We start from the raw sequence: 12,574 nt of genomic DNA on the forward strand, positions 1-12,574 counted from the left end.
CTACATATCGTCCGACTTGACGCCGAACCGGCGGCGGATGGGGAACGAGGCGAGGTAGCCGAGCACCAAAGCGGCACCGATGATCCCGGTGCCGATCAGCGCGACATTGCGGGCCCGGTTATCCGGCGGCGGTGCCGGTTTCGGCACCGCGAGCTGGGCGCTCTTGGCCGGGCTCGGCCGCTTGGGCGGCAGCGGCGTGCTGCTCACCTCATCGGTCAGCGCCGCGACCGGATCGACCGCGCCGTAGCCGATATACGGACTCCACCCCTCGGCGGGCGCGTGCGCGGTGGCCTGCATCCGCTTGACCACATCCAATGCACTCATGTCTGGGAAGCGGGCCCGTACCAGCGCGACCACGCCGGAGACCAGCGGCGTCGCGAAGCTCGTACCGCTCATCGCCTGTTGCTGCCCTTGTTGATTCACGGTCCCGGTCGCGGTTCCGGCACCGCGCGGGTCGAGCGAAACCATATTCTCGCCCGGCGCGGCCACACTCACCCATGGCCCGGGCACCGTGAACTTCGACGGTGCGCCGTTCGAATCGATCGAGCCCACCGAGATCACATAGTCGTCCCAGCGTGCCGGGCTCACATTGACCCTGACATTGCTCCACGGATCGGCGGACGGTTTCAGCGGATCGATGATCTGCTGTTCGGTCTTGCAGGAGCCGTCCTGGTTTCCGGCCGCCACGACCACGACCACGTTTTTCTCCAGTGTCGCGTATCGCACTGCCGCGCCGATGGATCCGTCGACGTCATTGGACGAGCCGCACCACACCTCGGAGATATTGATGACGCTCACGTTCGCATCGGCCGCGCGCCGGATCGCCGAGGCCATGGTGGCCAGATTGCCGTAGCCCTCGGGCAGGTCGTCGGGATTGCGCTCCCTGGACCGGCCTTCCTTCTGATACATCTTGCTGGTCTGCCGGATGGTCATGATGCGTGCTTCCGGCGCGACACCGGAGAATCCCTGACCGTCGATCTTCGACGCGGCGATCAGGCCCGCGACAAAGGTGCCGTGCCCGTCGCAGTCCTCGGTGCCGTCGCCCGAGTTCGCCACGAAGTCGCCACCGGCGATCAGTCCCGGCAACCGGGGATGCCGCGCGACACCGGTATCGATGACTGCGACGGTCTGGCCCTCACCTTTGGAGAACTGCCACGCTTTTTCCAGATCGAGGGAGCGCTGCGCGGTGGGAATAGTCGCGCCCTCCCCGCCGGACACCGTATTCGAGCAATCGGAATTCGCTGGGCGCTCGGTCTTTTCGGGTGGTGCGGCCGGATCGCCCGCGGGCAGCAGTCCCGGATTCACTGCGGGCGGGTGGTCCGCGGAAGCAGCACCGGCCCCCAGCCCCAGCGACGCGCTCAGACCCAACGCCACGGCTGCCGCCGCGACGCGCATCTGCCTGTTCACAGTCCGCGAACGAGCGAGTAGAGCGAGGCCACCCAGAAGACCAGCGGCAGCACGGCGGCCACGAACGCGTACTCGAGCAATTCGACGCCACGGCGCATCGGCGGTGTCGCGGACTGGTTCGGAATGATGATGCCGAGAATCAGCGCGGCGACCAGCACCACCATTGCCGCACCGAAGACGGCCAGTGGCTGCTCCATGCCGACGGCGACGCCGACCATCATGATCAGCACGATCGCTGCGCCGCCCGCGATCAGCACCACGGCCTGTTCGGCACCCGCGTAGGTCCGGCTGCGGAACATCAGCACCACCGCGGTCACCAGCGCCAGCGCGATACCCGGCCAGTACGGATCCTCCGCACCCGGCTCGGCGCCTGCCAACGCACCCGCCACCGAGAGCAGTGTGGTCGCCGAGACGAGTCCGGCCAGGTACATCCGGGCCCGTTCCGACTTCACCCGCAGGGCATCCATGGTCGGCAGCGCGCGGTGATCGTCCGGATCGTCCTCGGTCGGGTCGATCGGGGTGCCGGGGGATGGCACCGGCGGCAGCGGCAGCTTGGCCAGCAGCATCGAAACCCGCGGCGCGAGTGAAAGACCCGCGAGTGCGAGCGCGGCGACGACGGCGCCGATGGCCTTCTGCGGCTGGTCGGTGAGCACGCCGACCAGCGCGGCAGGTACCGCGTATACCGCGAGCGTGGCCGCGCCGATGAACAGCGCGAGTCCGACGCCGGTGACGCGCCACGCGAGTATCGCCGTCGCGCCGACCAAAACCGAACCGAGCAGCAGATGCGCCCAGCCGTAATCATCCGGCACGTAAAGCATTCCGGCGGTGAACGCGGCGGGCAGCGCGCAGCCGCCGAGCACCAGCGCGGTCGAGGAGTCGCCGTACATCCTGCTGAGCACCATGCCCGCGATCACCAGCAGAATTGCCACGCTCAACGCGAGCGAACCGCTGACCCAGCCCGGCAGTGCGTCTTTGGACAGCAGCAGACCGAGGCAGCCGACGATCATGGTGAGCTCGGCGAGCACCGAACCGGTGATCCGCGCGACCTTCGGGGTCCAACTGCGGTAGTGATCGGCGTCGGCGATCGCGACGTTGTACATGATGTCGTCGAACAGCGGCGTCGGCGCGGTATGCGAGGCGCTCTCCAACATCAGCAGTTCGCCGTCGCGCACACCGTGCTCACCGAGGCTCAGCGAATTGGAGAAGGGCGGATGGCCGATTCTGGCCAGCACCCATTCGGCGGGCTCGAAGCGCTCGCCCTCATTGTCGAAATCGTTGGTGCGGCTGTGTTGAGCGACCATATCGACGACACTCGGGATCACCAGCGCGACCGGCACATCGACCGGAATCGCCATATCCACCTGGGTGTGCTTCGCGAGAATCGTGACCCGGGCAAGGTCGGGCGCACGGACGATACCGCGCGAGGATTCTTCGTCGATGTGGTCAAGTCGCGCGTGCGTCAAGCTTCCCCCAACTCGGTCTCTACCTCGTATTTCCGCGTCCCGTGCGCGAGGGGGCCAAGCTTGCGAACCCACCGTTCGGGCAGCAGAATGCTGGTCGAACTGTACGACATGTCAGCTGTGGCCTCTACACTGAGGCCGAAAAAGCGCAGCTTGCGAAGAGGGGGAGCTCGTCCGATGAGTACCGTCCGGTTCCAGCGGCGCGCGCGTCGCGAGATGCCGCGCTCACCAGGTGGCGAGGTAACGCTGCAGCCGCCGCCCGAAATCCCAAGGGTGACACCGGGCAGCCTGGTATCGAAGCTGATGCCGGTCGTGATGGTCGTCGGCATGGTCGGCATGATGGCGCTGATGTTCACCCAGGGCGGCAGCATCACGTCGAACCCTATGAGCATGATGTTCCCGATGATGATGGTCGTCTCCATGGTCGGCATGTTCGCCGGTCAGGGCGGCGGCAAGGGGCAGAAGGCGGCCGAGGCGAACGAGGACCGCAAGGACTACCTGCGCTACCTCGATCAGGTCCGCAAGGACGTCGACCAGACCGCCACGCAGCAGCGCGCTTCCGTCGAATGGAGCCATCCGGAACCGGCCCTGATCTGGATGCTGGCCGGAACTTCCCGCATGTGGGAACGCCGCGCCGGGGACAAGGACTTCTGCCACGCCCGCATCGGCACCGGTGGGCAGCGCCTGGCCACCCGCCTGGTCGCGCCGGAGACCGGTCCGGTCGAGGAATTGGAGCCGATCGCGGCGGTTTCGCTGCGTCGCTTCGTGCGCGCGCACTCCACGGTTCCGGATCTGCCGACCGCGATCGCGGTCAAGGGTTTCGCGACCATCGCACTCGACGGCGACCGCGCCGAGGCCCGCGATATGACCCGCGCAATGCTGTTGCAGCTGTGCATGTTCCAGGCGCCGGACCAGGTGCTCATCGCCGTCGTCTGCGGCCCGGACACCGCCCGCGAATGGGAGTGGACCAAGTGGCTGCCGCACACCCAGCATCCGGACGCGCAGGACGGCATCGGCACCCAGCGCATGTTCTACGGTTCGATCCGGGAGGCCACCGCGGGCCTGCATCCGTTGCTGGCCAACCGCGTTCGCTACTCCCGTAACCAGCCCGCCAACGCCAACCTGGTGCACATCGTCATCGTCGTCGACGGCGGTCTGCTCGAAGCCGAGGAAGACCAACTTCGCGAATCCGGTTACGAGGGCGTGACCATCATCGACTTGTGTGGCTACGCACCACGTTTGGCGGTTTCGCGCGGCATCAAGATGGTTGTCGAGAACGGTGAATGCGTCGGTCGCGGCGCCACCGGCAACCAGGAGCGTTTCGCGCTCATCGACCGGATCAGCCCGCAGCAGGCTCAGCAGGTCGCGCGCCGACTCGCGCCGTACCGCGCCGCGACCCAGCGCAGCAGCGATGTCGAAAACGATGACGCCGAAGTGATCTCGACCTGGACCCAGCTGATGAAGCTCGGCGATATCGGCACATTCAATCCCGAGCACGCCTGGCGTCCCCGCTACGGCCGCGAGCGGCTGCGCGTGCCCTTCGGTGTCGGCGCGGACGGCGCGCCCATCGAACTCGATATCAAGGAAGCCGCCGAAAGCGGTATGGGCCCGCACGGATTGTGCATCGGCGCAACGGGTTCCGGTAAATCGGAGTTCCTGCGCACCCTGGTGCTCAGCTTGCTGGCCACGCATTCGCCGGACCAGCTGAACCTGGTGCTCGTCGACTTCAAGGGTGGTGCGACCTTCCTGGGCTTGGACGGCGTACCGCACGTTGCCGCCGTCATCACCAATCTCGAAGAGGAAGCCGACCTCGTCGACCGTATGCGCGACGCCCTGGCCGGTGAGATGAACCGCCGCCAGGAAGTGCTGCGCCAGGCGGGCAACTTCGCCAACGTCTCCGAATACGAGAAGGCGCGCGCCGCCGGTGCCGATCTGGACCCGCTGCCCGCACTGTTCGTGGTGCTCGACGAGTTCTCCGAATTGCTCACCCAGCACCCGGATTTCGCCGAACTGTTCGTCATGATCGGCCGCCTCGGCCGCTCGCTGCACGTGCACCTGCTGCTGGCCTCGCAGCGCCTCGAAGAAGGCAAGCTGAAGGGCCTGGAGAGCCACCTCTCCTATCGCATCGGTTTGAAGACCTTCTCCGCCAACGAATCCCGCCAGGTCCTCGGTGTCCCCGACGCCTACAACCTGCCCGGCGTCCCCGGCGGTGGTTACCTCAAGTCCGACTCCGGTGAGATCCAGCGCTTCCAGGCCTCCTACGTCTCCGGCCCCTACGTCGGCGGCGGCTCCCAGCGCGAGGTCACCCAGGCCGGTGTCGCGGGCGGCGAAATCGACATCAAGGCACGCCCTTTCACCGCCACCCACGTCGACTTCCGCACCATCGACCGGGTCCCGCTGCCGTCCGAGCCGACGCACGATCCCGAACCGCAGTCCGAGGACGGCGAACAGATCTCCAACCTCAATATGCTGGCCTCCCGCATTCGCGGCCACGGCCGCGCGGCCCACGAGATCTGGCTCCCGCCCTTGGAAGAGGCCCCCACCCTCGACCAACTCATCCCACGCAGTGTGCTCACCGGCGAGTACTCCGCCGTCGCCACCCTGCGCGCGCCCATGGGCATCGTCGACCGCCCCTACGATCAGCGCCGCGACCCCTTCGTCGTGGACCTGTCGGGTTCGCGAGGCAATGTCGCGGTCGTCGGTGGACCGCAGTCGGGTAAGTCGACTGCTCTGCGCACCATGATCATGGCCCTGTCGCTCACCCATACGGCCGAACAGGTGCAGTTCTACTGCCTCGACTTCGGTGGCGGCACCCTGGCCAGCCTCGAAGGCCTGCCGCACGTGGGTTCGGTGGCCAGCCGTCTCGACGAGGACAAGGTCCGCCGCACGATCGCCGAGATGACCACCATCGTCCGCCAGCGCGAGGCGAGGTTCCGTCAACTCGGCATCGAGTCGATGACCGAATTCCGCCGCCTCCGCGCCATGGACCCGGCGAGCAGCCCGGGCGCAGCCGGTGCGCACGAGGACCCCTTCGGCGACGTCTTCCTGGTCATCGACGGCTTCGGCTCCATCCGCCAGGATTTCGACCCCCTCGAACAGCCCATCATGAACCTCGCGGTGCAGGGCCTGTCCTACGGCGTCCACGTGATCATCGCCCTCGCCCGCTGGGCCGAGGCCCGTCCCGCTCTGAAAGACCAGATCGGCACCCGCATCGAGCTCCGCCTCGGTGACCCCATGGACTCCGACCTCGGCCGCAAGTTCGCTTCGCTTGTGCCGCAGGGCCGTCCGGGACGCGGTATGACGCCCGAGTGCCTGCACATGCTGACCGGTCTGCCGCGCATCGATGGAAGCGCGGATCAGGACAACCTCGGCCAGGCCGTCGCCGATGCGGTGGCGACCATCGCCCGACTGACCCCGGGCCGCCCCGCGCCCGCGGCCAGGATGCTGCCGGAAATGCTGCCGCGCGAGCAGCTGCTGCAACTCGCGGGCAACTGGCCGTCGCAGGTCGATCCGGAAGTCAAGTGCATGCGAATTCCGCTCGGTATCAACGAATCCGAGCTGGCCCCGGTCTATCTCGACTTCAACGAGAGCCCGCACTTCATCGTCCTCGGTGACACCGAGAGCGGTAAGACGACATTGCTCCGGACGATCATCGAGAGCATTGCGGCGTCGAATACCCCGGATCAGGCGCGTTTCATCCTCGGCGACTACCGACGGACAATGCTGGGACTCGTGCCCGACGGATACCTCGCCGGATACGGTTCCACCGCACCGCAGTTCACCCAGAACATGACCGATCTTGCCGCCTATGTCGCGCAGCGGACGCCGGGACCCGACGTCACGCCACAGCAGTTGCGCGACCGCTCGTGGTGGCGTGGCCCGGAGCTCTACGTCATCGTCGATGATTACGACCTGGTCGCCTCCTCCAGCGGCAATCCGGTGTCGGCACTGGTCGATCATCTGCCGCATGCGCGTGACCTCGGTTTCCACGTGATCATCGCGCGGCGCTCCGGTGGTGCCAGCAGGGCCATGTACGAGGCGACGGTAGCGCGCATGAAGGATCTCGGTTCGGCCGCTTTGGTCATGAGCTGCAATAAGGACGAGGGCGTGCTCTTCGGCACCACCCGGCCCGGTATCAAACCGCCGGGGCGTGGCACCTACGTCACGCGCAACAGTGAGGGCCTGATTCAACTGGCCTGGATGCCGCCGGCCGAGTGATGTCGAACGTAGATCTGGTGGTGACCGACACCCGAATATGGGCGCGCGGTCCGGCCACACATTGGGACGTGCCGCCCTCGGTGGTGCTCGGCAGCAACGGCGATCTCGTTGTCGGCGAGCCACTTACGCCGCCGACACAGGTCAGCTCAGCCGTCCAGTACGTCGCGGCGGATCGGATCGCTTTGCTGCCGCGCGTGCCGAGCCTCGCCGAGGCGATGGGCTCGGTAGTCGGCACCGTAATGCGCAACCTCGGCGTCCCGGTTCCGTGTGCGCAGCTCACCGTCGTCTGTCCGACCGAATGGGGTGGTCGTCGGCGAGCGGTATTCGCCGAGGCCGCCCGCCGCTTCGCCGCTGATGTGCTGTTCGAGGACATGGCGATTCGCGCGGTGATAGCCGATGTCGGTACCGCCCGCAGCCGCCGCACGGTCGTCTTGGAATGCGGCCCGCTCTCGACCACCGTGACCGCCGTGGTGCGCAGCCATCAGGGCATCCGAATCGAATCGTGTGAGCACGAACCGAATCTCGCGGTCGCCGATATCGAGCCGGAGTCGAGTGGCTTCTACGATCTGTGCGAGCTCATCGATCGCGTGCTCGCGGGTCAGCCCGCCGATTTTGTTCAGGCCGTTGGAGTTTCCGATCCGGCGAAGCTGGACCTGATTCGTTCGGCGGTGCAACAGGTCTGTACGCAGGCGATCGAAGTGCGCCCGATCGCGGGCGCGGATCTGGTGCGTGGACCACAGCAGGAACCGGAATATCAGCCCGAAGTCGCGCCATTGCCGACCACCGAGTGGATGCAGCCGCTGCGTCAGCGGGCCGCGGCCATGCAGCCGCCCGGTCGAAATACCAAGGCCTATGCGATCGCTGGTATTGCCGGAGTGCTGGTGGTCGCCGCCGTGGCTGCCGGTGCCGTATTCGCATTCGGCGGCTCGGACGATACCCCTGCGGTCTCGGCGGCGAGCACCTCAGCGGCCCCAGCCACGACCGCGCAGTCGCCGGTCACCCAACCATCGACGACCTCGAAGTCAGCATCGGAAACCGTTGGGCGCGTACGCTTTCAGATCCCGTCCGGGTGGCGCCTGACGCAGGCCATCGACCCCACCAAATCGCGGGTCGACCTCGTCCCGTCGGACGGCACCCGTGCCCGCATCACACTGATCCAGACCCCGGTCGCTCCTGGCACCGGATACGAGCAGGTGGCCGCCAATCTCGAAACTCAGATGAAGCAGCAGCCCAACGGCAAGCTGAGCGATCTGAAGCGCGACGTGGTCTTCGGCGGTAAGTCCGGGCTCGCCTACACCGAGCAGCCAGGCGACGGCTCGACGGTGAGCTGGCACGTCCTGGTCGAGTACGGACTTCAGGTCAGCACCGGATGCCAGTACCTCGGTGGCACCGACTCGATCAAACAACCCTGCGCGCAGTTCGCAGCCTCGCTACAGGTCAATCCCTGAACGGTGTTGTCCCAGTGCGATTGCACCGCGTTCGGCGCATAAACAATTCGAGCCCCCGGCAAACCGCCGGGGGCCACGAATAGTTCGTATCGGGAACTCAGAAGAGGCCGGCGAGGGCGGTGTCCGTGCCCTGCAATTCGGAGTTTCCCTTGTCGATCAGCGTCGCGGCACCGCTCAGCGTCGTGTTCAGCTGGACGACGTGCTGGTTCCAAGTCGTCTGGTACTGCTCGAAGGCCTCCTTGGCCTGACCGCCCTGCGTGTCGAAGAATGCCTTGACCTTCTTCTCGAACGCCTCGAGCTCGTTCCGAATGTTCTCGGCGCGGTTGAGGATCTGGCGGGCACCGTCCGCAACGCCGTCGAAATTAGCGGAGATCGGCTTGTCCATGCTCATTATTCAGACTCCTTTGTGGCGTGATTCTGGAAATTAGACCGCGGGCAGGTCGAGGCTGGAAACCTGTGTCTGGATCTGCGAGGCGAAATCGTGCGTCTGATCCGAGAACTGGTTGCTCATCTTGAGGAGGTTGTCGGCGGTCTGCATCAGCTGGTCGTTCATCTTGGAGGCCTGGAAGTAGTACCGCTCCATGAAGGCATTGAAGGCGTCGCGGGCCGCGCCCTGCCAGTTGGCGCCGTTCGTGACGTTGTCCTCGTCGGTCTTCAGCTGACTGATCGCGGCGTTCAGGCTGTTGTGCTGCTCCATGAACTCCTTCGCCTTCGCATTGATACCCTCGGTATCCGCAACGAAATTCCCTGGTGAAGTCATCGCTTCTGCTCCTGGTTCTGGTTCTGGTCAACATCCCGACTGCGAGTTGACCTCGTTCATATGGTTGGACGCGTCCTCGGCCCGTTCGGTTCCATCCAGTTCTGAAGAATCTGGCAGTTCCATCGCGTCACACGGGCGCTGTAGCTTTGTCGACCGGGCATCATCACGGTCGGAGGGCCACACAGATCCCCCGGATGCCTTGGACCGCAATGTCATCGTCTCGGTCACGACCAGCACACCGATCCCCTCCTTCCCCCTGCTCGCGGCCACTGAACTGGCGAGTGGGCTGGCTGCGAATACCCTACCGAACAGCGCAGTGTCGCGTCTACAAGACCGATCCCGCTTCGATAAGACTGTCGACCACGTCCGCTGTGTTATTTGACGACCTTGGCGATCGACGGAACCATCTTGTCGACCAGTGCGTCCTGGGACTGCCCGGTCCATACCTGGAAAGCCTGTACGGTCGAGGGGTCGTCGATCACAACGATTTTCGCGTTGCTGGACAGGATGCTGCCGGGCAACCCACGCAGGCCACCGTTCCCGGCTTGGCTGTCGGTCCGCAGCACGATCACGACCTCGGAATCGACCTCCGCCGAATAACTTGCGGCCGACAGTGCGCGGGGCGACTTCTCATCGCCGACGGCCTTGTATTTGGTGCTGTAGACAAAGCCGAGGTTCTGCAGGAACTTGGATTGCTCGCTGGGATTGAGCACCACAGAGAGCGTCGAGTTGCCGAAATTGAATGCGGTGACCGTCTTTCCGGAGAATTGCGGATTGGCGTTTCGTGCTTCGGTCACCTTGTCGCCACCACCGGAATCGGATCCGCCGCTGGACAAGAAAAACGTTCCAGCTGCGACAGCGGCAACGACGACCACGGCGAGAGCCGCCGGTATCAGGAATCGGCGGATGGGTGACCGGCGCGAGTGGTTTCGCTGGGTCGCGATCAGGCTCTGGTCGGCGTTTTCCTGGGGCGCGAATCCTGTTGTGGAAGTCCGGGTTTGGGTGTGGTAGCCGGTGCCGGAAGCGTACGGATCTCCGGTAACCGGCATGGTCGGGTTGGTCGAATATCCCGCGACAGGCATGCGGTTCTCGGTCGAGTACCCGGCCTCCGGGGCACGGAATCGAGCACCGTATAGGGCGGCCTCGGCGGCCTGGGTGAACTCGCGACATGTTGCGTAGCGCTGTGTCGGGTCCTTGGCCATCACCTTCTCGATCACCGCGTCCAACGCGGGCGGCAGTCCCGGTCGAACCGCGCTCAGTTTCGGTGGCGGCTCGTGCATGTGGCCCATCATGACCACGGCCGGCATGGTCGACGGATACGGGTTCTGCCCGGTCAGCAGCTTGAAGAACGAGCAGCCGAGGCTGTAGATATCGGCGCGATTGTCCAGGCTGGTTCCGACCAACTGCTCAGGCGAGGCATAGGCAACGGTAGCCATGAAATTGCCTGTCGCGGTGAGGTCTTGGCCGTCCTCGGACGATTTTGCGACACCGAAGTCGGTGAGCAGTACCCGCTCCTCATCGCCTGCTTCGGCGGCGGAGAGCAGGAAGTTCGCCGGTTTCACATCTCGGTGCAGCAGCCCGCGCCGATGCGCGTAGTCGAGCCCTTTGCCCACCTCGGACACGATCCGCAGGGCGCGCTGCGGGGTCATCACGGAGGGGCCCTTCTTGGCCTCGTCCGCGGCATCGACACCGTCGACGTACTGCATGGCGATCCACAGCTGCCCGCTCTCCTCGCCGCGGTTGTACACCGCGACGATATTCGGATGATCGAGTCCGGCAGCCAGATTCGCTTCGCGCTCGAAGCGTGCGCGGAATTCGTCGTCGGTGGACAGATCGGCGCTCAGCACCTTCAATGCGTCGCGACGCGGGAGGATCGGGTTCTGGGCCAGGTAAACCGTGCCCATACCGCCGCTGCCGAGAACTTGAAGTACCCGGTAGCCGCCTACGATTGCGCCGGGCCGCAACGCCATTCGGTCCTCCTCGATGATGTCGAACGCCCGGACACGCGAGCCTCCGTCAGAAATCTAGCAAGTCGTCGGTGGGTATTCGAGTCGCATCCGAACCGTCCTCAACGGCTCTGCAGCAGGACATACTGCGCGGAGACCTTCTGGTGCAGATCCTGCAGCTGCTTCCCGAATGCCTGCACGACGTACCGATCGACCTGGAACATACAGAGATTTGTCGAGCCGGTCGGATTCTTCTCGGTTACTCCATCCGCGAAACATTGGACATGTTCGCCGAGTCCGGCCGGTGCAGCGACCATCTTCTGATCGGGCTTCAGTGGCTGCCACGTCGTCCAGAGGCCGTCGGCGTCCTTCAGAGATTTGGTTCGGAAGACGACGGCATCGCCGAAGGACACCAGATCGACGTTGTACTTCTCCAGTTCCGGCAGTGTTGCTTGGCCGGCATTCATCAACGACACCGTCCCGCGGCCGCTGAAAACACCATCGGGCTCCGCGCGAATGGGACTTTCCGGATTGCTGGGTATGGTTCGGCCGAGTAAACCCTGTGGGTCGAGCGGGATACGTGAGAGTTCGCCGGCCGGAGTCGGCTGGAACTTGTCGAGCAGCGGGAGTTGCACTGCGAGCATCTTCTCGACCTGCGATGTCAACGCGGGCAGATCGGGTGCCGAGGTATCGTCCACCACTTTGATGTAGACGATGTACCGGTCGTGCACCGTCCATGAGCCGACGGAGGAGATGTCGGGCCGCCAATGTGCGTACGTATTCGGCTTCGAAATCGAAACGGGCTGATTGTCGGCGTTGTAGGTGAAGTCGTCGTGTTCGAGGGTCGGTCCGACGGCCGACGCGGTTTGCGCATCCGGGAACATCAGCACCGCGACATTCAGCGTTCGTCGCTTGTCCTCCTGCGCGCCCCCGGTTCGCCACGCGTTGACCCAGCCCGCGACCAACTCCTTCGCGACATCATCGAAGGTGTCGTTGATGACCAGGCTGCCGAGGGTCTTGCGGTTGAGGACAATATGCGTCGCGATGCCCCAGGCATCCTCGACGTAGGCGGGATCGGCTTCATACGGCAGCGCCACATAGTCGGCCAGTCGTTGTGCTTCGCGCGCCCGAGCTTGTTTGCTGCTCTTGGCATTACCCACTTGGCGCGGCTTGGTCTGATAGTTGCCGAAATCGAGCTTCGACGCGTCCGGCTCTGCGCGGACCGGCTGTCCGGTCACCTGCGAGCCACAGCCCGCCGATGCGGTAGCCAACGCCGCGACCGTGCACAACGCCACCACTATTCGAACGGCCGTCGGCCTGGTAGTGAGCTTCATG

The 12,574-nt window shown here is 65.1% G+C and carries 8 protein-coding genes; 2 read left to right on the plus strand and 6 right to left on the minus strand.

Annotated features, from left to right (window positions below):
• Positions 1–1,407 (minus strand): type VII secretion-associated serine protease mycosin, encoded by a 1,407-nt coding sequence (mycP, locus tag ACFYOW_RS38975; RefSeq protein WP_387295278.1) that lies wholly within the window; start codon positions 1,405–1,407, stop codon positions 1–3.
• Positions 1,404–2,870: a type VII secretion integral membrane protein EccD gene (gene eccD, locus ACFYOW_RS38980; protein ID WP_387295280.1), complete on the minus strand. Its 1,467-nt coding sequence runs from the start codon at positions 2,868–2,870 to the stop codon at positions 1,404–1,406. Before eccD ends, mycP begins: the two co-directional genes overlap by 4 nt.
• 174 nt (positions 2,871–3,044) lie before the next feature.
• Here eccD and eccCa point away from each other — a divergent pair, with 174 nt between their 5' ends.
• Both eccCa and ACFYOW_RS38990 read left to right on the plus strand, forming a co-directional pair.
• On the plus strand, positions 3,045–7,085 hold the full coding sequence (eccCa, locus tag ACFYOW_RS38985) for a type VII secretion protein EccCa (RefSeq protein WP_387295282.1): 4,041 nt from the start codon (positions 3,045–3,047) through the stop codon (positions 7,083–7,085).
• Entirely contained in the window at positions 7,085–8,533 is a 1,449-nt protein-coding gene (locus tag ACFYOW_RS38990) for a type VII secretion-associated protein (protein WP_387295320.1), read from the plus strand. The genes eccCa and ACFYOW_RS38990 overlap by 1 nt, the downstream gene beginning before the upstream one ends.
• A gap of 97 nt (positions 8,534–8,630) precedes the next feature.
• On the opposite strand, the gene ACFYOW_RS38995 is transcribed toward ACFYOW_RS38990, so the two are convergent.
• The 4 genes from ACFYOW_RS38995 to ACFYOW_RS39010 all read right to left on the minus strand — a co-directional run bounded on the left by ACFYOW_RS38995 (position 8,631) and on the right by ACFYOW_RS39010 (position 12,573).
• Positions 8,631–8,918: a WXG100 family type VII secretion target gene (locus tag ACFYOW_RS38995; RefSeq protein ID WP_040686706.1), complete on the minus strand. Its 288-nt coding sequence runs from the start codon at positions 8,916–8,918 to the stop codon at positions 8,631–8,633.
• A gap of 39 nt (positions 8,919–8,957) precedes the next feature.
• Complete coding sequence (locus tag ACFYOW_RS39000) at positions 8,958–9,293, minus strand: WXG100 family type VII secretion target (RefSeq protein WP_387295284.1); 336 nt, start codon at positions 9,291–9,293, stop codon at positions 8,958–8,960.
• A gap of 374 nt (positions 9,294–9,667) precedes the next feature.
• Entirely contained in the window at positions 9,668–11,263 is a 1,596-nt protein-coding gene (locus ACFYOW_RS39005) for a serine/threonine-protein kinase (RefSeq protein ID WP_387295287.1), read from the minus strand.
• A 98-nt stretch (positions 11,264–11,361) separates the two neighbouring features.
• Positions 11,362–12,573 (minus strand): hypothetical protein, encoded by a 1,212-nt coding sequence (locus ACFYOW_RS39010; protein WP_387295289.1) that lies wholly within the window; start codon positions 12,571–12,573, stop codon positions 11,362–11,364.
• Position 12,574 lies beyond the last annotated feature (1 nt).

Origin of the sequence: Nocardia sp. NPDC006982, from assembly GCF_042869435.1 — a bacterium.
In the GTDB taxonomy this organism is placed as follows: domain Bacteria; phylum Actinomycetota; class Actinomycetes; order Mycobacteriales; family Mycobacteriaceae; genus Nocardia.

Bases quoted from the DNA above. Each gene is read 5' to 3' on its own strand.
- eccCa (WP_387295282.1), top strand. From the start codon at position 3,045: ATGAGTACCGTCCGGTTCCAGCGGCGCGCGCGTCGCGAGATGCCGCGC.
- ACFYOW_RS38990 (WP_387295320.1), top strand. From the start codon at position 7,085: ATGTCGAACGTAGATCTGGTGGTGACCGACACCCGAATATGGGCGCGC.
- ACFYOW_RS38995 (WP_040686706.1), bottom strand. From the start codon at position 8,918: ATGGACAAGCCGATCTCCGCTAATTTCGACGGCGTTGCGGACGGTGCC.
- ACFYOW_RS39000 (WP_387295284.1), bottom strand. From the start codon at position 9,293: ATGACTTCACCAGGGAATTTCGTTGCGGATACCGAGGGTATCAATGCG.
- ACFYOW_RS39005 (WP_387295287.1), bottom strand. From the start codon at position 11,263: ATGGCGTTGCGGCCCGGCGCAATCGTAGGCGGCTACCGGGTACTTCAA.
- ACFYOW_RS39010 (WP_387295289.1), bottom strand. From the start codon at position 12,573: ATGAAGCTCACTACCAGGCCGACGGCCGTTCGAATAGTGGTGGCGTTG.